14 protein-coding genes are annotated in these 22224 nt (G+C 72.1%); 7 read left to right on the top strand and 7 right to left on the bottom strand.

The window, feature by feature from the left end:
• Positions 1-242 precede the first annotated feature (242 nt).
• Positions 243-881 carry a TetR/AcrR family transcriptional regulator gene (locus tag ACZ7D7_RS05130; protein ID WP_470823183.1) on the bottom strand — a complete coding sequence of 213 codons (639 nt, stop codon included), beginning with the start codon at positions 879-881 and terminating at the stop codon, positions 243-245.
• 147 nt (positions 882-1028) lie between these two features.
• Here ACZ7D7_RS05130 and ACZ7D7_RS05125 point away from each other — a divergent pair, with 147 nt between their 5' ends.
• The 4 genes from ACZ7D7_RS05125 to ACZ7D7_RS05110 all read left to right on the top strand — a co-directional run bounded on the left by ACZ7D7_RS05125 (position 1029) and on the right by ACZ7D7_RS05110 (position 6834).
• Complete coding sequence (locus ACZ7D7_RS05125) at positions 1029-1955, top strand: ABC transporter permease (protein WP_470823182.1); 927 nt, start codon at positions 1029-1031, stop codon at positions 1953-1955.
• Positions 1948-2850, top strand: a complete 903-nt coding sequence (locus ACZ7D7_RS05120) for an ABC transporter ATP-binding protein (RefSeq protein WP_470822517.1) — start codon at positions 1948-1950, stop codon at positions 2848-2850. Before ACZ7D7_RS05125 ends, ACZ7D7_RS05120 begins: the two co-directional genes overlap by 8 nt.
• A gap of 118 nt (positions 2851-2968) precedes the next feature.
• A complete protein-coding gene (locus tag ACZ7D7_RS05115) occupies positions 2969-5161 on the top strand; it encodes a CDP-glycerol glycerophosphotransferase family protein (protein ID WP_470822516.1) in 2193 nt (730 codons plus the stop codon).
• Positions 5158-6834: a glycosyltransferase family 2 protein gene (locus ACZ7D7_RS05110; RefSeq protein ID WP_470822514.1), complete on the top strand. Its 1677-nt coding sequence runs from the start codon at positions 5158-5160 to the stop codon at positions 6832-6834. The genes ACZ7D7_RS05115 and ACZ7D7_RS05110 overlap by 4 nt, the downstream gene beginning before the upstream one ends.
• 34 nt (positions 6835-6868) lie before the next feature.
• On the opposite strand, the gene ACZ7D7_RS05105 is transcribed toward ACZ7D7_RS05110, so the two are convergent.
• From ACZ7D7_RS05105 to ACZ7D7_RS05090, 4 genes are all read right to left on the bottom strand, one after another.
• Complete coding sequence (locus tag ACZ7D7_RS05105; RefSeq protein WP_470822513.1) at positions 6869-8425, bottom strand: hypothetical protein; 1557 nt, start codon at positions 8423-8425, stop codon at positions 6869-6871.
• A gap of 114 nt (positions 8426-8539) precedes the next feature.
• Positions 8540-13486 (bottom strand): NAD-glutamate dehydrogenase, encoded by a 4947-nt coding sequence (locus ACZ7D7_RS05100; protein WP_470822511.1) that lies wholly within the window; start codon positions 13484-13486, stop codon positions 8540-8542.
• A 536-nt stretch (positions 13487-14022) separates the two neighbouring features.
• Complete coding sequence (locus ACZ7D7_RS05095; protein ID WP_470822510.1) at positions 14023-14688, bottom strand: HAD family hydrolase; 666 nt, start codon at positions 14686-14688, stop codon at positions 14023-14025.
• A 45-nt stretch (positions 14689-14733) separates the two neighbouring features.
• The gene (locus tag ACZ7D7_RS05090) at positions 14734-15249 is read right to left on the bottom strand and encodes a DUF6912 family protein (RefSeq protein ID WP_470822508.1); all 516 of its coding nucleotides are present in this window, start codon (positions 15247-15249) and stop codon (positions 14734-14736) included.
• Positions 15250-15583: 334 nt separating this feature from the next.
• Between ACZ7D7_RS05090 and ACZ7D7_RS05085 the strand changes: the two genes are divergently transcribed.
• On the top strand, positions 15584-16186 hold the full coding sequence (locus ACZ7D7_RS05085; RefSeq protein WP_470822506.1) for an Rv3235 family protein: 603 nt from the start codon (positions 15584-15586) through the stop codon (positions 16184-16186).
• Positions 16187-16278: 92 nt separating this feature from the next.
• On the opposite strand, the gene secA is transcribed toward ACZ7D7_RS05085, so the two are convergent.
• Positions 16279-19092 carry a preprotein translocase subunit SecA gene (secA, locus tag ACZ7D7_RS05080; RefSeq protein WP_470822504.1) on the bottom strand — a complete coding sequence of 938 codons (2814 nt, stop codon included), beginning with the start codon at positions 19090-19092 and terminating at the stop codon, positions 16279-16281.
• A gap of 351 nt (positions 19093-19443) precedes the next feature.
• Here secA and ACZ7D7_RS05075 point away from each other — a divergent pair, with 351 nt between their 5' ends.
• Positions 19444-20022 carry a GNAT family N-acetyltransferase gene (locus ACZ7D7_RS05075; RefSeq protein ID WP_470822502.1) on the top strand — a complete coding sequence of 193 codons (579 nt, stop codon included), beginning with the start codon at positions 19444-19446 and terminating at the stop codon, positions 20020-20022.
• Positions 20023-20077: 55 nt separating this feature from the next.
• Positions 20078-21271, top strand: coding sequence for a winged helix-turn-helix domain-containing protein (locus ACZ7D7_RS05070; RefSeq protein WP_470822500.1), 1194 nt, complete (start codon positions 20078-20080; stop codon positions 21269-21271).
• 52 nt (positions 21272-21323) lie between these two features.
• Here the strand turns inward: ACZ7D7_RS05070 and ACZ7D7_RS05065 are convergent, their stop codons facing one another.
• Positions 21324-22070 (bottom strand): response regulator, encoded by a 747-nt coding sequence (locus ACZ7D7_RS05065; protein ID WP_470822498.1) that lies wholly within the window; start codon positions 22068-22070, stop codon positions 21324-21326.
• Between the last annotated feature and the right edge of the window lie 154 nt (positions 22071-22224).

Genomic DNA, 22224 nt, shown 5'->3' with positions numbered 1-22224 from the left:
ACAGCCGCGGGCAGTCGCGCCGCAGGGCGGCACGGGTGGGCGCAGCGGCACCCCGCAACGCCGGGCAGCGCGAACGCCGTAACGCTCACCGCAACGCCGGGCAGCGCGAACGCCGTAACGCTCACCGCGACGCCGGCGCAATGGTCACCCACCCCACACCGACCCCGTGACGCTCACCTCGACGCCGGTGCCACGCCGACCCCGGACACCTCAGCCCCGTACCCCCGCCCGGCCGACGGCAGTCACAGCGCCCGCAGGGCCCCCGCCGTGGCCCGGGTCAACGCCTCCAGATACCCCTTCGCCGGCCGCGGCCCCCGAATCACCACCGACCGCCAGTACAGCGGCCCCGAGATCAGGTCGAGCGCCAGCTCGTGGTCGACCCCGGCCCGCAGTTCCCCCCGCCGCTCCGCCGCCGCGACGATCCCGCTGGCGACCCCGTTCTGCCCCTCCCGCAACGCCTTCTGCAACGCCTCCGCGATCTCGGGATTGCGCGCCGCCTCGGCCTGGAGGTCGGGGATGACCTGCGAGGCGACGGGGTGGCGCAGCGCCCGCGCCGTCACCTCGTAGAGCAGCCGCAGATCCCCCTCGAGACTCCCCGTGTCCGGCGCCGGCAGCCCCTGCACGGCGATCGCCGAGACCAGGTCCAGCACCAGGTGCAGCTTGGAACGCCACCGCCGGTACACCGCCGTCTTGCCGACCCCCGCCCGCCGCGCGATCCCCTCGATGGACATCCGCGCGTACCCGACGGCCGCGAGCTCCTCGAAGACGGCCGCCCGGATCGCTTCCGTCACGTCCGCCCGCAGCACGGCCGCCCCCGCGGGGGCCCGGCGGCGCGGACGCGGCTTGGGCTCGTCGGCGTTCGTCGTCATGCGGGCCAGCATAGGCCGTAGCGTCACGACGAAACGGTTGCGTCCCGACGCCCCGGCCCCCTACGCTCACGTTGCGACGATACGGTCCCGTCCCGACGCAGACCACCGCGCGACGACGCCCCGCCCCCCACCGACCCGACCGACCGAAAGCAGCGGATGTTGACCCAGGTCCTCGACACACCGCCCCGGACACCGGCGCCCACCACGACCGCGAGCCAGGAGCTGGCCGCGCTCGCCGTCCGCCACGGCCTGACCGTCAGCGGCGCCCGCCCCTCCCTGCCCCAGTACGTCCGGCAGCTGTGGGCCCGCCGGCACTTCATAGCCGCCTTCGCGACGGCCAAGCTGACCGCGCAGTACAGCCAGGCCAAGCTGGGCCAGGTCTGGCAGGTCATGACCCCGCTGCTCAACGCGGCCGTGTACTACCTCATCTTCGGCGTGCTGCTCCAGACCAGCAGGGGCGTGCCGGACTACGTGCCGTTCCTGGTCACCGGCGTCTTCCTCTTCACCTTCACGCAGAGCTCGATCATGGCCGGCACCCGCGCCATCTCCGGCAACCTCGGCCTCGTCCGCGCCCTGCACTTCCCGCGCGCCGCGCTGCCGATCTCGTTCTGTCTCCAGCAGCTCCAGCAACTGCTGTTCTCGATGGCCGCCCTCGTCGTGATCCTGCTGGTCTTCGGCGTCCCGGTCGCCGCGTCCTGGCTGCTGGCGATCCCGGCGCTGGCACTGCAGTTCACCTTCAACGCGGGCATCGCGATGATCATGGCGCGGGTCGGCGCCAAGACCCCGGACATCGCCCAGCTCATGCCGTTCGTGCTGCGCACCTGGATGTACGCCTCCGGCGTCATGTGGAGCATCGACCACATGCTCAGCCGCCACGACGACCTGCCGGGCTGGGTCCTGCCGGTGCTCCAGGCCAACCCTGCCGCCGTCTACATCGACCTGATGCGGTTCGCGCTGATCGACAGCTTCCACGCGAGCCAGCTGCCCGCGCACGTGTGGCTGACCGCGACGGGCTGGGCGCTGCTCGCCGGCGTCGGCGGCTTCATCTACTTCTGGAAGGCTGAGGAGACCTACGGCCGTGGCTGACACCACCGAGGACCGCGTTCCCACCGTCGTCGCCGACGGCGTCGACATCGTCTACCGCGTCAACGGCACCGGCGCCGGCCGCGGCTCCGCGACCGCCGCCCTCAACCGCATCCTGCGCCGCGAGAAGACCGAGAGGGCCGCCGGCGTGCGCCGGGTGCACGCCGTGAAGAACGTGTCGTTCGTCGCGTACAAGGGCGAGGCGATCGGCCTGATCGGCACCAACGGCTCCGGCAAGTCCACCCTGCTCAAGGCCGTCGCGGGCCTGCTGCCCGTGGAGAACGGCCGCATCTACACCGGCGGCCAGCCCTCCCTCCTCGGCGTCAACGCCGCCCTGATGAACGACCTCACCGGCGAGCGCAACGTCCACCTCGGCGGTCTCGCCATGGGCATGTCCCGCGAGCAGATCAGGGAGCGCTACCAGGGGATCGTCGACTTCTCCGGCATCAACGAGAAGGGCGACTTCATCACGCTGCCGATGCGGACGTACTCCTCCGGCATGGCCGCCCGCCTGCGCTTCTCCATCGCCGCCGCCAAGGACCACGACGTCCTGCTGATCGACGAGGCGCTGGCCACCGGCGACCGGTCCTTCCAGAAGCGGTCCGAGGCCCGCATCCGCGAGCTGCGCAAGCACGCGGGCACGGTGTTCCTGGTCAGCCACAACAACAAGTCGATCCGGGACACCTGCGACCGGGTGCTGTGGCTGGAGCGCGGCGAGCTGCGCATGGACGGGCCGACGGACGAGGTCCTCAAGGAGTACGAGGCGTTCACCGGCGGCACGGACAAACCGAAGCCCAAGCCCAAGCCGAAGGCCGAAGCCAAGCCGACGCCTCAGCCCAAGGCCGAAGCGAAGCCCGGCCCCGAGCCGGAAGCGAAGGCCGCCGCCGCCGGCGCCTGACCGGCCGAGACCCGCGGGGCGTCCCTCGCCAGATCCAACCGAATTAACCCCTTCATCACATTGATGCCAGTATGGCCGGACAGGTGTGCCTGGCGAGACGAGATGAAGGAGTCCTCCGATGCCCGAACTCAGCGTCGTCGTCCACGGGCCGAACACCCAGGGTCATCTGGCCGAACTCCTCGACTCGCTCGCCGCGCGCCCCCTGCCCGACACCGAGGTCGTGGTGGCCGCGGTGGGCGACTGGGCGCAGGAGACCGCCGAGCACCACGCCCGCGACATGGCCGTACTGCCCCTGCCCGCGGGGACCAGCGACGCGCGGGCCCGGGCGGCGGGCGCGGCGCGGGCCACCGGCCGCTGGCTGCACTTCGTGCACGCCAAGGACGGGCTGCCGGCCGGCGCCTCCCACACCCTCGCCGAACGTGCCGCCGAGCTGCCCGACACGGTGGACGTTCTGCTCCTGGACCACGTCCGCAGCACCTGGCGCACCTCCGGCCTGCCCTCCTGGGACGGCCAGCTCCTCGCCCGCGCCGGACGCGGCCCCCTCGACCTGGACGACTGTGCGCAGTTGCTGCGGCTGACCCCGCTGCTCGGGAACCGGGCCGTGCGGGCCGGCTTCTGGCGGGCGAACGAGCGGCTGCTCGGCTCGGCCGACGAACCGTTCGCCGCCCTCGCCGCCCTGCTCCTCGCCGACCAGGTCGCCTGCCTGCCGCACGTCGCCCACGAGGACCGCCGGCTGCGCGCCGAGAGCGTCCCGCCGCTGACGCCGCGGGAGCACTACGCCCTCGTCGACCGCTACGAGGCCCTGCTCGACCTCGCCGAGGGCCGCCGCGCCGCGCAGGGCACGCTGTACGAGCTGATGGTCCGGGACTGTCTGCGCGCCTTCGCGCGGGCCGGGATGCCGGAGCCGGTGGCGCGGGAGTTCTTCCGGCGGGCGTCGCGCGCCGCGGTGCTCCGCAAGCCCGAGGGTCACCGGCGCCCGGCCGGCCTCGAGGGCGTCCGGCGCGGCCTGCTGGAGGAGGGCGCGTACACCAAGTACCGCGCCTTCCAGGCCGCCAACCGCACCCGGCGCGCCGCCAAGTCGGCCCTGCGCGGCGGGAAGCAGCGGGTGGGGGCCAGGATCGGCGACCACCGGTACCGCAGGGCGCTCGGCCGGCCCGTCGACCCGGGCCTCGCCGTCTTCGCCGCGTACTGGAACCGCGGCGTCGCCTGCAATCCGGCCGCGATCGCCGCCAAGCTCGCCGAACTCGCCCCGCACGTCCACCCGGTGTGGGTGGTGACCGCGGACAACGCCGCGCTGCTGCCGCCCGGCACGGACCACGTGGTGCCGGGCACCCGCCGCTACTGGGAGGTGCTGGCGCGCGCCACGTACCTCGTCAACAACGTCAACTTCCCCAACGCGGTGGTCAAACGCCCCGACGCGGTCCACGTCCAGACCCACCACGGCACCCCGCTCAAGCGCATGGGCCTGGACCAGATGCCGTACCCGGCCGCCGCCCAGGGCCTGGACTTCCGCGCCCTGCTGGAACGCATCGACAAGTGGGACTACAGCCTCTCCGCCAACAGCCACACCACCCGCATGTGGCAGCGCGCCTACCCGTCCCGCTACGTGTCGCTCGACTACGGCTATCCGCGCAACGACGTGTACTGCACGGCCGGCGCCGACGACATCCGCGCGGTCCGCGCCCGCCTCGGCGTCCCACCAGGCCGCCGCGCCGTCCTCTACGCGCCCACCCACCGCGACTACGAGGCCGGCTGGACCCCCCGCCTCGACCTCGCCGCGCTCGCCGACCGCCTCGGCGAGGACACCGTCCTGCTGGTGCGCGGCCACTACTTCTACGAGGGCGCCGCCTCCCCGCTGACCGGGCTGCGCCGCACCGGCCGCATCGTCGACGTGTCCTCCTACGAGCCCGTCGAGGACCTGTGCCTGGCCGCCGACGCGCTGGTCACGGACTACTCGTCGATCATGTTCGACTACGCCAACCTGGACCGGCCGATCGTCATCCACGCCGACGACTGGGAGACCTACCGCACCACCCGCGGCGTCTACTTCGACCTCATGGCCGACGCCCCCGGCCCGGTCGCCCGCACCCAGGAGGAGCTCACGGAGATCCTCGCGACGGAGGCGTGGCGCGACGAGTGCGCGACGAAGGCACGGGCCGCGTTCCGGCGCCGGTTCTGCGAGTACGACGACGGACGCGCCGCCGAGCGCGTCGTGCGCCGCGTCTTCCTCGGCGAGCCCGAGGAGTCGCTGCCCCCGGTCCTGCCCCTGGAGCACCGCACCCCGGCCCCGCGCCCCGAGGAGCTCGCATGACCCCCGACCGCACGACCCCCGACGTCACAGTCACTGTCATCGTCCACAACGACGCCGCCCGGCTGCCCCGGGCCGTCGGCTCCGTGCGCCGCCAGACGCACGAGAACCTCGAGATCGTCATCAGCGACGACCACTCCACCGACGAAACCCCGGACGTGGCCCGGCGGTTGGCGGCCGAGGACCCGCGCATCCGGTATCTGCGGCTGCCGGTGAACAGCGGCGGCTGCGGCGTGCCGCGCAACCGCGCCATCGCCGTCTCCCGGGCGCCGTACCTGATGTTCCTCGACAGCGACGACGAACTGCCCGCCGACGCCGTGGAGTTGCTGCTCGCCGCGCACCGCGAGCGCGACATCGACTTCGCGATGGGCGCGGTCCGGCGCATCCGCGTGGACAACGGCCGCCGTTCCACGTGGATGCCGCACCTGGTCGCCGAGCGCCGCACCCTCGACGGCATCGAGGCCGACCCGCGGCTGTTCTTCGAGCACCTGTCGACGAGCAAGATGTACGCCCGCGCCTTCCTCGACCGGCACGGCCTGCTCTTCCCCGAGGACATCCACTACGAGGACCAGTTGTTCTCGGCCCGGGCCTACTGCCTGGCCAGGGCGTTCACCATCGTCCCGGAGCCCGTCTACCACTGGTACGTGGCGCCGTACGCGCCCGCCGCCGCCGCGTCGATCTCCAACCAGCGCGACCGGCTGGAGAACGTCCGCGACCGGGTGCACGTCCAGCACCTCATCGACGCCTTCCTCGCCGAGTCCGGGCACGGCGCGCTGCGCCCGGACAAGGACTACAAGTTCCTCAAGCACGACTTCCGCATGTACTCCGGGGACCTGCCCTACCGGGACGACGACTGGCTGGCGGCCTTCGCGGACATCGTCGTCCCCTATCTGGAGACGCTCGACCCCGACGCGTACGCCCGGCTGCCGCGCGCGGAACGCGTGGTGATCCAGCTGATCCGCGACCGCCGGCTGCCCGAGGCGCGGCTCGCGGCCCGAGGGCTGGGGCACGGGGTGGCGCCCCGGCAGGTGGCGACGGACGCCGACGGCCGCGTGTACTGGGGCGACCGGGTACCCGAGACCGCGTGGGCGCGCCGCGAACTGGACGTGTCCGACCTGGAGTTGGAGACCCGGCCGTTCCCCGGAGCCCAGTTCCGTCACGAGATCACGGAGATCGGGCGCGGGCCCGGCGCCTGTGTCGACCTGACGATCCGGACGTACGACCCCGGTCTGCGGCTGCCGGTCGGCCCGCAGCGCGCGGCCCTGCACCTCGCGCCCGGCCCACGCCGCCTCGTCGTCCCGTTCCGGCTCTCCCCCGTGCGCCCCGGCGTCTTCGAGGGCCGGGTGCGGCTGGACCTGGCGGCCACCCCGCTGCCGCTCCAGGGCTTCGACGGCGTCCGGCATCCGCTGGTCCGGCTCACGCAGCGGGGCCTGAGCCACGCCGGTCTGCTGCTCGCGCCGCTGGAGTTCCCGGTGCTGACGGCCCGCGTCGACTACCGCTCCGGCACGGCCCCGCACCGGGTCACCGTCGAACCGGAGGGCCACGCGCCCGGCCGCCTCCAGATCCGCTGGCTGCCGGTCGGCGTGACGGCACGCGTGATCCGTCCCGTCGTACGGCGGGTGGCGCGGCCCCGGGTCAGGCGCGCGGCACGGCTGGTGGCCGGCGTACTGCGGTGACGGCGAAGGCGCCGGCCGCGCGGGGAGCGGGGGCTCACCCGACCTCGTACAGCACCTGCCCCCCTGGCCCCCGGACGACCTCCCGCAGCCCCGCGTCGAGCGGCACGCTCCCCTTGTCCACCACCCACCGCACGCCGTACTCCCGCACGATGTCCCGCCGCTCCCCCGGCGGCGTGCCCGGCGCGAAGTACCGCCGGACGGCCTCCTGCCGGGCCGCGTCGTCCGGCAGGAAGAAGTCGGGATAGCCGGGAGCGACCGTGTAGGCGCCGTACGCCGGGATCTGCCGGGCCGGGAAGGGCACGCGGGCCATGACGACGTCGCCGGGGCTCACCCACGGCGTGATCCAGTCGTAGCCGGGCCACGGCTGCCGGTGCTTCGCCGCGACCGCCTCCGGGAGCTTGCCGCGCGGGACGACGTACCCGGCGGTCCCGGACTGCGCCCACGCGCCGAGGGCCAGCGCGGCGGCCAGCAGGACCGCCCACCCGGCGCGGAGCCTGCGCGGCGCCTCGACCGCCTCCAGCGCGGCGGCGAGCTGTGCCGGGATCAGCGCGGCGGGCAGGGCGCGCCCCCAGGAGTAGTGCCCGGTCAGCCCTCCGGCGGCGAACACCAGCGCGCCCAGGGCGAAGAACACCACCAGCGGATCCCGGCGGTCACGCCGCCACCTGGCGACGAGGGCGGCCACCCCGAGCAGCACCAGCCAGTACCGCCCGGGCAGGTCCCGGTACAGCGGCCGGTGCACCCGCTCCAGATCGCTCCCGGCCCCGGACAGCGCGAAGAAGTCGTAGTACGGCCACGACCACAGCACCAGAAGACCGATCACCAACCCGGCGACCACCCGCACCGGCCGCGCGGTGCGGGTGCGCGGCGCCGGGCCCGTGGGCGGCGTCGGCCGGGTCGCGAGCAGGGCGGCGAGCGCGCCCAGCGACGCCACCACGCCGGTGAACTGGTGGCACAGCAGGATCACCGCCCACAGCGCCCCCAGCCCCGCCCAGGTCCCCCACCCGGCCGGGCCGCCGCGCAGCGCCCGCGTCAGCCACGCCCAGAAGTGGAAGGCGAGGCCGAGCGCGAACACGCTCGGGTACGACACCGTCAGCGCGAGGGAGTTCAGGGCGAGGAAGCCGCTCCAGGCGAACGGCGCCGTGCCCCAGAGCAGCAGCGGGCTCAGCAGCGCGAGCGCGGGCGCCGCCCGGTGCGCGCTCAGCGTCCGCGCGTACCGCCACACCCCCGTCACCAGCAGCGCCAGCCCGACGAGCGCGCCGACGCGCAGCACGACGAACACCGACAGGCCGGTCAGCCGCGCCAGGCAGCCGAGCAGCACCGTCCACGGCGAGTAGTAGGGGCTCGGGGTGTCGGCGTCGACGAGCGGGTTGCCGGGGTCGACGAGGTCGTGCCGCAGGCGCTGGATCGTCGCCGCGTGCATGCCGAGGTCGCCCGCCCACGGCAGCCGGACGATCACCGCGAGGAGCAGCAGGACCACGAGCCCGGCCGCCGCCCCGGCGACGAGCGCGGGTGCGGCCGCCGGGCGGGAGGCGGCCGGGGCGGGAGCCGGTCCGGCCGGGACCCGCGTCGTGCCGGAATGCCCTGTAGTCACGTGACCAGCCTCCGCCGCGCCCGGCCACTCCTCCACCGCAGACGGGCCGGACGGCGCAGGGCGCCCCGGCCGTCCAGGCCCGGGGCGCCCCGGTGTGCTGCTCCTGCGGAAGGATCAGCGGTGCGTGCGCAGCAGCGTCCGCATCGTCCGCATCGCCACCGACAGGTTGGCGAGGTCGAACGCCTCGGAGCCGCGGATCTCCTCCAGCGTGGTGCGGGCGCGGGAGAGGATCGCCGCGTTCCGCTGCTCCCACTCCTTGAACCGCTGCTCCGGCGTCGACGAGCCGTTGCCCACCGCGAGCACGTCGGCCGTGAGGGCCGCGTGCGCCGCGAACAGGTCCTCGCGGATCGCCGCGCGGGCCATGGACTGCCAGCGGTCGGCGCGGGGCAGCTCGATGATCCGGTCCATGAGCTGCGAGATGTGCAGCCGGTCGGCGAGGTCGTAGTACACCTCGGCGACGTCCAGCGGCTCCTTGCCCATGCGGTCGGCGATCAGGACGATGTCCAGCGTCGGGAAGGCCGAGGAGAACCCGGCCACCCGCGTGGCCAGCTCGTCCGGGACGCCCGCGCCCGTCAGCTCGTCGTGGATCTGCTGGTACCACTCCAGGTCCGCGCCGCGCAGCAGCTTCGGCAGCTGGTTCCACACCTGCTCGACGCGCTCGGCGAAGAAGCCGACGGTCTCCGCCAGCTCCAGCGGCTGCGGCCGGTTGTTGAGCAGCCAGCGCGTGCCGCGCTCCACCAGCCGGCGCGAGTGCAGCCGGATGCGGGTCTGGACCTCGGCCTCGACGCGGTTGTCGAGGGCCTCCACGCCGTCCCACACCTCGGCGGCCCGGAAGATCGCGCGGGCCGCGGTCTGCGCGCGGACGATCTCCTCCAGCGAGGCGCCGGTCTCCTCGCGCAGGCGGTGCAGATACGTCGTGCCGCCCGTGTTGACCGTGTCGTTGACCAGCACGGTCGTGGTGATCTCGCGGCGCAGCGGGTGGCGCTCGATCTGCTCGGCGAACGTCTCGCGCAGCGGCGCCGGGAAGTAGGCGTGCAGCAGGCCGCGCAGGTACGGGTCGTCGGGCAGCGCTGTGTGCTTGAGCTCCTCGGCGACCGTGATCTTCGTGTAGGCGAGCAGGACGGCCGTCTCCGGGCCGGTCAGGCCGTGCCCGGCGCCGAGCCGCTCACGGATCTGCCGGTCGGTGGGCAGGAACTCCAGCGCCCGGTCCAGCAGGCCCTCGCGGACCAGGTGGCGCATGAAGCGCTGCTGGGCGTGGACCATGTCCTGGGACTGGGCGAGGGCGTTGGCGATCGCCGTGTTCTGCGCGTAGTTGTTGCGCAGCACCAGGCGGCCGACCTCGTCGGTCATGTCGGCGAGCAGCTTGTTGCGCTGCTTGACCGTCATGTCGCCGTCCGAGACGAGCCCGTTGAGCAGGATCTTGATGTTCACCTCGTGGTCGGAGGTGTCCACGCCCGCGCTGTTGTCGATGGCGTCGGTGTTGATCCGGCCGCCCTGGAGCGCGAACTCGATCCGGCCGAGCTGGGTCAGGCCCAGGTTGCCGCCCTCGCCGACGACCTTGACGCGCAGGTCCTTGCCGTCGACGCGGATGGCGTCGTTGCTCTTGTCGCCGACGTCGGCCTGCGACTCGGTGGACGCCTTGACGTACGTGCCGATGCCGCCGTTCCACAGCAGGTCGACCGGTGCCTTGAGGATCGCCTTCATCAGGTCGGCCGGGGTCATCTTGGTGATGCCCGCGTCGATGCCGAGGGCCTCGCGGATGTGGGCGTTGACCTGGATCGACTTGGCCGAGCGCGGGAAGATCCCGCCGCCCGCGGAGAGCAGTTCGGCGTTGTAGTCGGCCCAGGAGCTGCGCGGCAGTTCGAACAGGCGGCGGCGCTCGGCGTACGAGACGGCCGCGTCCGGGTTCGGGTCGATGAAGATGTGCCGGTGGTCGAAGGCGGCGACCAGGCGGATGTGCTCGGACAGCAGCATGCCATTGCCGAACACGTCGCCGGACATGTCGCCGATGCCGACGACGGTGAAGTCCTCGGTCTGCGTGTCGACGCCCAGCTCCCGGAAGTGCCGCTTGACGGACTCCCAGGCGCCGCGGGCGGTGATGCCCATGCCCTTGTGGTCGTACCCGGCGGAGCCGCCGGAGGCGAAGGCGTCGCCCAGCCAGAAGTTGTACGACTGCGCCACGTCGTTGGCGATGTCCGAGAACGTCGCCGTGCCCTTGTCGGCCGCGACCACCAGGTACGTGTCGTCCTCGTCGTGCCGGACGACGTCCGACGGGGGCACGACCTCGCCGGCCACCATGTTGTCGGTGATGTCGAGCAGTGCCGAGATGAACGTCTTGTAGGAGGCGATGCCCTCCGCCAGCCACGCGTCGCGGTCGACGGCGGGGTCGGGCAGCTGCTTGGCGACGAAGCCGCCCTTGGCGCCGACCGGGACGATGACGGTGTTCTTCACCATCTGCGCCTTGACCAGGCCGAGGATCTCCGTGCGGAAGTCCTCACGGCGGTCGGACCAGCGCAGGCCGCCGCGGGCGACCTTGCCGAACCGCAGGTGCACGCCCTCGACGCGCGGCGAGTACACCCAGATCTCGAACGCCGGGCGCGGCGCGGGGAGGTCGGGGATGGCCTGCGGGTCGAACTTCATGGAGACGTAGTCGTGCGGCTTGCCGCCCTGCGCCTCCTGGAAGAAGTTCGTCCGCAGGGTCGCCTTGATGACGGTGAGGAACGACCTGAGGATCCGGTCCTCGTCCAGGGACGCGACCTGGTCGAGGGCGGCGTCGAGCTCCTCCAGCAGGGCGTCGACGATCTCGTGCCCGGCGCGCTGCCGCTCGGGCGACATCCGCGCCTCGAACAGCGAGACGAGCAGCCGCGTGGTGTGGACGTTGTTGCGGAGGGTGTCCTCCATGTAGTCCTGGCTGAACGTCGAGCCCGCCTGGCGCAGGTACTTGGCGTACGCCCTGAGGACCATCGCCTGACGCCAGGTCAGCCCGGCGCTCAGCACGAGCGCGTTGAAGCCGTCGTTCTCCGCGTTGCCGGTCCAGGTGGCGGCGAAGGCCTCCTGGAACCGCTCGCGGGCGTCGTCGCCGAAGTGGTCGCCGCCGGTGAGCGACTGGGGCAGGCGCAGGCCGAAGTCGTAGATCCAGGCCACGCTGCGGTCCGAGCCGCGCAGCTCGTACGGCCGCTCGTCGACGACCTCGACGCCGAGCCGCTGGAGCACCGGCAGCACCGCGGACAGGGAGACGGCGTCGCCCTTGCGGTAGATCTTGAAGCGGCGCTCCTCGGGGGCGGCGCCCACCGGCTCGTACAGGCTGAGCGCGAAGTCCTTGCCGCTCTCGCCGGCCTTGAGCTGCTCCAGGTGGACAAGGTCGGCGACGGCGGCGCGCGGGGAGTGGTCGGCCTTGTAGCCCTCCGGGAAGGCGTTGCCGTAGCGGCGCAGCAGTTCGGCCGCGCGCTCCTCACCGAGTTCGGCGTTCATCGCCTCGGCGAAGCCGTCGGCCCAGGAGCGGGCGGCCTCCACGAGCCGCGCCTCGATGCGCTCCTTGTCGGCGTCCGACAGCTGCGGCAGTTCGGTGCCGGAGGGGACGCGGACGACGAAGTGCAGCCGGGACAGGATCGACTCGGTGTTCCAGGCGGTGAAGTCGACGCTGATGCCGCCGAGCTCCTCCTTGAGGATGTCGATGATCCTGAGCCGGACGCCGGTGGTGTAGCGGTCGCGCGGCAGGTAGACGAGCGCCGAGTAGTAGCGCCCGTACTCGTCCTGGCGCAGGTAGAGGCGCAGCCGGCGGCGCTCCTGGAGGTAGAGCACCGAGGTGACGATGGCCTGGAGTTCGTCGACGGGCGTCTGGAAGAGCTCGTCGCGCGGGTAGGTCTCCAGGATCTGCAGCAGGTCGCGCCCGTCGTGGCTGTTGGGCGAGAACCCGGCCCGGGTCAGCACGTCCGCGACCTTGCGCCGGATGACCGGCACGCGGCGTACGGACTCGGTGTACGCGGCGGAGGAGAACAGGCCCAGGTAGCGCCGCTCACCGACCACGTTGCCGTCGGCGTCGAACTTCTTGACGCCGATGTAGTCCAGGTACGACGGACGGTGCACGGTCGCGCGGCTGTTGGCCTTGGTCAGCACCAGCAGCTTGTGCTCGCGGGCCTTGGCGCGGGCGTCGGCCGGCAGCCGCTCGAAGGACGGGCTGACGGGGTGGGCCTCCTCCTCGGCGTGCTGCGGGTCGGCGCGCAGGATGCCGAGTCCGGTGCCGGGCACGGCGGCCAGCGAGTCGTCCTCGCGCAGCTGGTACTCGCGGTAGCCGAGGAAGGTGAAGTGGTCGTCGGCGAGCCAGCGCAGCAGCTCGCGGGCCTCCTCGACCTCGGGTTCGGCGAGGTCGTCGGGGAGGGGCTCGGTGGGCAGCGTCTCGGCGAGGCGGACGGCCGAGTCGCGCATCTTCTCCCAGTCCTCGACGGCCTCGCGGACGTCGGACAGGACGCGCAGCAGGTCGGCGGTGATCTGCTTGAGGTCGGAGCGGTCGGTCTCGCGGTCGATCTCGACGTGGATCCAGGACTCGGTGTGCGCGTCGTGCGGGAGGTCGCCGCTGGGCCGGGTGGAGAACACCTCGATCAGCTTGCCGGTGACGTCGCGCCGCACGACGACCTGCGGGTGGATGACGACGTGGATGCCGCGGCCCTGCCGGGTCAGTTCGTTCGTCACGGAGTCGACGAGGAAGGGCATGTCGTCGGTGACGACCTCGACGACGGAGTGGCTGCACGTCCAGCCGTTCTCCTCGACCGTCGGGGTGTGCACCCGCACGTTGGCCGTGCCCTGCGGGCGGTTCTCGGCCAGCCGGTAGTGGGAGAGCGCGGCGCCGAAGACGTCGACCGGGTCGCGGTCGGTGAGGTCCTCCGGCGCGGTGTGCAGGTAGTAGCGCCGGAGGAACGCGAGGACGGACGCGTGGTCCGGGGTACCGGACGTGCCCTCGCTCGTCTTCCCAGTCGGTAGGTGCCCCCCGACCGGGCTGTTCTCAGCTACCCGGGCGGCCCTCTCGAGCAGCTCGGCCTTTGCTTCGTCCAGCTTGGTCTGCATTGTCCTCTGGCTCCTGTCGCGCGCCGTTGCGTGACGTAGAAGGAAGTACGGTCTCTGCCCTTGTGACGCGTCGTCCCGACTCGGGGTGTCCGGTCCGTGTCGACGGTATGCCGCAAGGGGAGAAGGGCGGGTGCTTGTCAGCCAACTTCGACGCGTCCGACGGGTGTGACGCTGCTCTCTGCCGCGCCACCGCCCATGAGGAATCCGGCGCCCCGGGGAACTCCGATGTCCCCTCCCGCCCGCGAAGACCAGCGACCGCCGCCCGGTCACGGATGTCGTCCGTGCGGTCCGGGCGCAGGGCAGGGGCGACGGTGCCCCCGCGAGCTATCGCGCTGATCACGCCACCAGGCTATCGCTCAGGACAGGGGCTCCGTCATGAGCCGTATGTGTACAAAACCGGGGGTGGAAGTTTGACGTTCTGCACAGAGGGGAGAGGGGCGGCCTTGCCGTAGGGGGCGCCACAGGGGGTCGCCACGGGGGGCCGTGGAGGGTCGCCGTCGGTCGCACGCGACCGACGCTCAGGCCGCAGGGGTCCGTCAGGCCGCGAGCCGCTCCGCCTCGGCGACCGCCTCCGCGAGCGTGTCCACCACGGGCACACCCACCGCCTCCAGGCTGGCCCGGCTGTGCGAACCCCCGGTGTAGAGCACCGCGCGCGCCCCCACGTGCCCCGCGGCCAGCGCGTCGTCGGCGGCGTCCCCGATCACGACCGTGCGCGCCGGGTCGACGCCGGAGAGGGCGCCGAGGTGCCGCACCATGTGCTCGGCCTTGCTTCCGCCGGACGGCCCGGTGCGCCCGTCGACGCGTATGAAGTGCGCCTCGATGCCGAAGCCCTTCACCAGCGGGACCAGCTCGTCGTGCCCGTACATGCTGAGGATCGACTGGCTGTGCCCGGCCGACCGCCAGCCGGTGAGCAGCTCCGTCACCCCGTCGGCCAGGCCGCAGCCCACCCGGTGCTCCGTGTAGTACCGGTGGAAGGTCGCGTCCATGACCTCCCACTCCGTGTCGGTGGGCAGCCGCCCCAGCAGCCGCTCGTAGAACTTCGGCACCGGGACGCAGTACAGCTCCCGGTACCGCTCCAGCGTGAGCGGCTCGAGGCCCAGCTCGGCGAAGGCCGCGTTCGTCGCTCCGATGATCGCGTCCAGGTCGTGGAACAGCGTGCCGTTCCAGTCCCAGACGATGTGCGCCCCTGTCTTCTTCCCCATGCCGAAAACGTACCCGCCGCCACTGACAATCAAGGCAACCGCAGGTCAGGCGCCGTGACCGAGCAGGCCGGGGATCTCCTGCGTCGCGTACCAGAGCAGTTCGTGGTCCTCGGCGCCGTCCACGACGAAGCGCGCGTCGTCGTCCCCGCCGTCGGCCGCCGGCAGCGCCTCGGAAGCCGCCGCCACGTCCGCCTCCGCGTCGTCCGCGTCCACGTGCACCGCCGCCGCCCTGGCCAGCGGCACGGGCCCGGCGACGCGCACCTCGCCGAGCGCGGCCGGGTCCAGGCCCCGGTCCGGGTCGACGCGCGCCGCGTTGTCGGGCACGTCGACGGCGATCACGACACGGCGGCGCGGCGCCGAGGGGTCGGCGGCGAGCAGCCGCAGGGAGGCGAGAGCGGCGCGGTTCAGCGCCGCGTACTCCAGTTCCTCCACGTCGTCGGAGAGATACCACTCGCGCAGTGCCGGCGTGACGGCGTACGCGACCAGCGTTCCGGTCCCCAGCTCACCCGTCTTGTGCGCCTCGGCGAGGCCGGGGAGGGTCAGGGGGACGTAGACGCGCATGGCGGGCCGCTTTCGTCGTGGTCGTGAGGGCTCGGCGGGGACCCCGGCAGGGGCGGTCCCGGGTCGCCCGGAGGGCCTTCAGGATACGTGCGGGGGTCCCCTTTCGGGTTCCTGCCCACCCGCCCGGAACCGTCCACCCCGGTCCACGGATTCACCCGGTGCGCCCGCGACACCACGGGCCCGGCGCCGTCGCCGTCACCCGGATAAGTGAATCTCCCCGGCGGTCCGACGCGCTCGCGGCCTCCTTGCCGGTCGCCCCCGCACCCCGTACAAGATCCCCAACAGCAAGTTACTGCCCGGTATGAAACGCCGGGCCCGCCGAACGGGGACACCCTTGATCAAGGTCATGACCAGGAGCCGACGCCGCCCCTCCACGCGCCCGCCCGGCCGTCTCGACGCCCGTCGCCCGTCCGGTCCGCCGCCCCGCACTCCGGGCGGCGGCACGGCCCGCACGACGGCCCCCGGCGACCGCCCGCCGGGCAACCCGCGCGGCCCGGCCGCGCGGCCGACGGACACCCGCCCGCCCACGGCCACCGCCGGCACCCGCCCGCCGACCCCCGTCGTCCCCGCCCAGACGCCCCGCAGGCCCGTCCCGCAACCGCGGCCCACCGACCTCTTCGCCGACCGTCTCCTCGCCGTCCTGAGCGGCCGGCGTCCCGTGCACTGGATGCTCCGGCACACCGCCGGGCCCGCCTACGACGAGCTGATCAGGCTCGCCGAACGAACCCCGCTGCGCACCCGCGGCCCCCACCCCGTCGTCCGCGACATCGGCTGGTTCGAACCCCGGCCCGGCGCCATCGAGGCCTTCGCCCGCATCGGCGCGGGCGACCGGTTGCGCGCCATGGCCTTCCGCCTGGAGCGGGGCCGCGACCTGCGCTGGCGCTGCACCGCGGTCGAACTGGGCGGCCCCCGCCCGCCCCGCGCCACCGACGGCTGAACGGGCCACGTCCCGGGTCGCGCACGGCGAAGGGCCGGGCACCCTCACGGTGCCCGGCCCTTCACCACGTGCCGCTCCTCGCGGAGCTCGCGTCACTTCTTGCGGCGACGGCCGCCCTTCGCCTGCTTGCGGCGCTCCGCGCGCGTGAGGCCGTCGGCCGGGGAACGCACCGGCTCGTCGTCCGTGGCGAAGTCGCCCTCGATGGTGCCTCCCTCGCCGTCGACGGTCGGCGCGGAGAAGTGCAGGTTCCGCCGCTGCGGCACGTCCAGGCCCTTGGCGCGGATCTCGGGACGTCCACCGGACTGCGCCGGCACCGCGTCCTGCTTCGCCGCCTCCTCCGCACGCGTGTCCTCGACCGGGACCTCCTCGACCTGCTGCTCGACCTGGACCTCCAGGTTGAACAGGTAGCCGACGGACTCCTCCTTGATGCCGTCCATCATCGCGGTGAACATGTCGAAGCCCTCGCGCTGGTACTCGACCAGCGGGTCCTTCTGGGCCATCGCGCGCAGGCCGATGCCCTCCTGGAGGTAGTCCATCTCGTAGAGGTGCTCGCGCCACTTGCGGTCCAGGACCGACAGCACGACCCGGCGCTCCAGCTCACGCATGATCTCCGAGCCGAGCTGCGCCTCGCGCGCCTCGTACTGCTCGTGGATGTCGTCCTTGACGGACTCGGCGATGAACTCGGCGGTGAGACCCGCGCGGTCGCCGGCCGCCTCCTCCAGCTCGTCGACGGTGACCTTCACCGGGTAGAGCTGCTTGAAGGCGCCCCACAGCCGGTCCAGGTCCCAGTCCTCCGGGAAGCCCTCGGCGGTCTCCGCCTGGACGTAGGCGTCGATCGTGTCGTCCATGAAGTGCTGGATCTGCTCGTGCAGGTCCTCACCCTCCAGGACGCGGCGGCGCTCGCCGTAGATGACCTCGCGCTGGCGGTTGAGGACCTCGTCGTACTTCAGGACGTTCTTGCGCGTCTCGAAGTTCTGCGTCTCGACCTGCGACTGGGCCGACGCGATCGCGCGCGTGACCATCTTGTTCTCGATCGGCACGTCGTCCGGGACGTTCGCCATCGACATCACGCGCTCGACCATCTGGGCCTTGAACAGGCGCATCAGGTCGTCGCCGAGCGACAGGTAGAAGCGGGACTCGCCCGGGTCGCCCTGACGGCCGGAACGACCGCGCAGCTGGTTGTCGATACGCCGCGACTCGTGCCGCTCGGTGCCGAGGACGTAGAGCCCGCCGAGCCTCTTGACCTCCTCGAACTCGGCCTGCACCGCCTTCTCGGCCCGCTCCAGGGCCTCGGGCAGCGCCGCGGCCCACTCCTCGATGTGCTCCTCGGGGTCGAGGCCGCGCTGGCGCAGCTCCGCCTCGGCGAGGTCGTCGGGGTTGCCGCCGAGCTTGATGTCCGTACCACGGCCGGCCATGTTGGTCGCGACCGTCACGGCGCCCTTGCGGCCGGCCTGGGCGACGATCTGCGCCTCACGGTCGTGCTGCTTCGCGTTCAGCACCTCGTGCTGAATACCGCGCTTGCTGAGCTGCTGCGAGAGGTACTCGGACTTCTCGACCGAGGTGGTGCCGACGAGGATCGGCTGCCCCTTGCGGTGCTTCTCCTCGATGTCGTCGACGACCGCCTCGAACTTGGCGACCTCGGTGCGGTAGATCAGGTCGGACTGGTCCTTGCGGACCATCGGACGGTTCGTCGGGATCGGGACCACGCCGAGCTTGTAGATCTGGTGGAACTCGGCGGCCTCGGTCATCGCCGTACCGGTCATGCCCGCGAGCTTGTTGTAGAGGCGGAAGAAGTTCTGCAGGGTGATCGTGGCGAGCGTCTGGTTCTCGTCCTTGATGTCCACCCCTTCCTTCGCCTCGATCGCCTGGTGCATGCCCTCGTTGTAGCGGCGGCCGGCGAGGATACGGCCGGTGTGCTCGTCGACGATCATGACTTCGCCGTCGATGACGACGTAGTCCTTGTCCTTCTTGAAGAGTTCCTTGGCCTTGATGGCGTTGTTCAGGTAACCCACGAGCGGGGTGTTCACCGACTCGTAGAGGTTGTCGATACCCAGCCAGTCCTCGACCTTGCCGACGCCGGACTCGTGGATGGCGACCGTGCGCTTCTTCTCGTCGACGTCGTAGTCGCCGGTCTCCTCGACGCCCTTCAGCGGGTTGCCGGCCTCGCCGCGCTTGAGGCGCTTGACCAGCTTCGCGAAGTCGGCGTACCACTTCGTGGCCTGGTCGGCCGGGCCGGAGATGATCAGCGGCGTACGGGCCTCGTCGATGAGGATGGAGTCGACCTCGTCGACGATGGCGAAGTTGTGGCCGCGCTGGACCAGCTCTTCCTTGGACCACGCCATGTTGTCGCGGAGGTAGTCGAAGCCGAACTCGTTGTTCGTGCCGTACGTGATGTCGCAGCCGTACTGCTCGCGGCGCTGGGCCGGCGTCATGTTGGCGAGGATGCAGCCGACGTCGAGGCCCAGGAACTTGTGGACGCGGCCCATCATCTCGGAGTCGCGCTCGGCCAGGTAGTCGTTGACCGTGACGATGTGCACGCCGTCGCCGGACAGGGCGTTGAGGTACGCGGGCAGCGTGCCGACGAGCGTCTTGCCCTCACCGGTCTTCATCTCGGCCACGTAGCCCATGTGCAGGGCGGCGCCGCCCATCAGCTGGACGTCGTAGTGCCGCTGGCCGAGGACGCGCTTGGCGGCCTCCCGGACGGTGGCGAAGGCCTCGGGCAGCAGGTCGTCCAGGCTCTCGCCGTCCGCGTACCGCTGCTTGTACTCATCGGTGAGGGCCCGCAGCTCGGCGTCGGAGAGGTCGACGAAGTCCTCTTCGATGGAGTTGACCTGGTCCGCGATGCGGTGCAGCTTGCGCAGGATCTTGCCTTCGCCTGCACGCATGATCTTCGAGAGGACGGACACGGGGGTTGGTCTCCTTGCCGGTCGGGCCTGGGACGGTCGGTTTCCGTTTTGACGTACTGAGCAACGGCCATCGTATGCGAGGACCCCGTCGCGCCGGGAGGCCTGGCGGGAGGGCGACCGTCAGGTGCCTTGCGTCTGTTTTTGTCTGCTTCTTCTGGCTTCTTCTCGCGGTTTCACCATGAACAACGTCCGGGAGCCCCGGATGGTGCCGCGCCCCGGCCCCGATTTGCGCGAAACGTGATCACCCGCTCACCCGCCGCGAGGAAGGGCCGGGCAGGGGGACGAAGCGCCGGACGGAGGAGGGACCGGAAAATCGTGGCGTCCGCACGCCGGGGTGAGCAGAATCGGCCGATGGAACCCGTGACGCTGACCACCGACCGCCTGCTGCTGCGCACGGTCGGCCCGCAGGACACCGACGCCGTGTACGCCGCCGTCCAGGACTCCGACATCCCGCGCTGGACCGCGATGCCCTCGCCGTATCTCCTCGAACACGCGCAGAGCTTCACGGAACAGCAGGTGCCGGACGGCTGGGCGAACGACTCCATGTTCACCTTCGGCCTCTTCCTGCCCGACCAGCGCCTGGTGGGCATGCTCGGCGTCACGATGCGTTCCCTGGGCACCGCCGAGATCGGCTTCTGGGCCGCGAAGGAGCACCGCGGCCGGGGCTACGTCACGGAGGCCGCGCTCGCCGCCGCCCGCTGGGCGTTCACACACCTGCGGATCGACCGCCTGGAGTGGCGGGCCGAGGTCGGCAACCACGCCTCCCGCGCGGTCGCGCAGCGCACGGGCTTCACCGTCGAGGGCACCCTGCGCGCCGCCATGAACAACAACGGCGTACGACGCGACTGCTGGGTCGGCTCGCTGCTCCCGTCGGACCTGGGCCTGCCCTCGACGGCGCCGTACCTGCCCGCCCCGGCGCGCACTCCGTAACGGGTTCTCGCAGCTCGGGGCGCGCTGTCAGTGCCACCTCGTATCGTGCGGAGTCATGACGACCCTCCCGCGCCCCAGCACGGAACTCTCGGCAGACGACGCCCGCCGCATCGCCCTGCGGGCGCAAGGGTTCCTCGGCGCCCCGGACCGCCGCGCCGGGGTCCGCGGCGTGCTCAGACACCTGGGCGCGGTGCAGCTCGACACGATCTCGGTCCTCGCCCGCTCCCACGAACTCGTCCCGTACGCGCGCCTGGGCGCCGTGGGCCGCAGGACCGTCGAGCGTGCCTACTGGCAGGACGGCGCGTCGGCGGCCGGACCGCACGCCTTCGAGTACTGGTCGCACGCGGCGTGCATCCTGCCCGTCGAGGAGTGGCCCCACTTCGCCTTCCGCCGCCGCGCCTACCGCAACCGCCCGCACTGGCACCACGAACTCCCCGACGGTGTCTACGACCAGGTCATCAAGCAGCTCCGTGCCGAAGGCCCCCTGACGGCCACGGAGTTGGGCGGCGCCAAGAAGACCAGCGACTGGTGGGACTGGTCGGGCACGAAGGTCGCCGTCGAGCGGGCCCTGATGTACGGGGAGGTGGTGTGCGTCGAGCGCCGCGGCTGGAAGCGGGTGTACGACCTCGCCGAGCGCGCCGTCCCGGACGCCCTGCTGCACGACGAGCTGGACGACACCGAGTGCGTGCGCCGTCTGGTCCGCCTGGCCGGCCAGGCGCTGGGCGTCGGCACGCGCGCGGACATCGCCGACTACCACCGCCTCAAGGGCGAGCAGGTGGACGCGGTGATCGCGGACTCCGGTCTGGTCCCGGTGTCGGTGGCGGGCTGGGGCAAGCCGGCCTGGGCGGACCCGGCGGCCCTGGAGACGGCGCCGCGCGGCCGGCACCGCACGACGCTGCTGTCCCCGTTCGACTCCCTGATCTGGGAACGGGCGCGCACGGAGCGGATCTTCGGCTTCACCCACCGCCTGGAGGCCTACGTCCCCAAGCCGAAGCGGGTGTACGGCTACTTCGCGATGCCGGTGCTGGCCGGCGGCCGGCTCGTCGGCCGCGTGGACCCGGCCCGCGAGGGGCGCACGCTGGTGGCCCGGCAGGTCACGCTGGAGGGCCCGAAGGCGGTGCCCGGCGTGGCGCAGGCGCTGGTCGAGGCGGCGAGCTGGGTGGAGTGCACGGACGTCCGCGTGGAGCGGGTCGACGCGCCGGAGCTGCGCGAGCCACTCACCGCGGAGCTGGCCCGGCTGCTGGCCTGAGCCCCGGGCCGGCATCCGGCCCACCACGGCCCGCCATGGGCCCACCCCGGGCTCACCGGATTTCGAGGATCTTCTCCCGCATCGCGTACACCACGGCCTCCATCCTGGAATGCAGCTGGAGCTTCTCCAGGATGTTGCGCACGTGGTTCTTCACGGTGTTCTCGGAGATGAACAACTCCTTGGCGATGTCCCGGTTGTTCATGCCCGTGGCGACGAGTTTCAGGACCTCGAGTTCGCGGTCGGTGAGCCGGGGCGCGGGCACGAGCCGGCGCTCGTCGGTCCGCTGGATCATCGACTTGAACTCGGTGAGCAGCTTCGACGCCATGGACGGGCTGATCTGCGACTGGCCGTCGGCCACCGCGCGAATGGCCGTCGCCACCTCGTCCGTGGAGATCTCCTTCAGGAGATAACCCGTCGCGCCCGCCTTGATCGCGTCGTAGAGGTCGGCTTCCTCGTCGCTTATCGTCAGCATGATGATCTTGGCGCTGGGTGCGACTTCCTTGATGGAGGTGCACGCCTCGATTCCGCCGCGCTTGGGCATCCGCACGTCCATCAGCACGATGTCGGGCAGCAGGTCGGCGGCCTTCTCGACGGCCTCGGCGCCGTCCCCGGCCTCGCCGACGACCTGGATGTCCTCCTCGGCGGCGAGCACGATCTCCAGGCCACGGCGGAACAGGGCGTGGTCGTCCACGACCAGGACTCTGATCGGCTCCTTGCGTGAGGTGCCCGCGTCCGGGCCCGTGCCGACGGTGCGGTCGTCGGCGTCCTCGGTACGCATCGGTCCGAAGCTGTCCGCCATCGTTCCTCCCCCTGAAGGCTGCGGCCTGTGGTCCTGAGCCATCGCCAACCCAAGGCAACGGCCCACCGGTTGGGCCGTTGCCGCCATGATTTCATGCCCGGACGACACCGCGGTGACGGTGCGGGGGGCGCGCGGTGGGCGCACGCCGTCGCAT

It is taken from the genome of Streptomyces sp. NPDC037054 (genome assembly GCF_055606745.1).
Note: the sequence above shows the minus strand (reverse complement) of the source record. Positions and strands in the feature narration are given on the sequence as shown.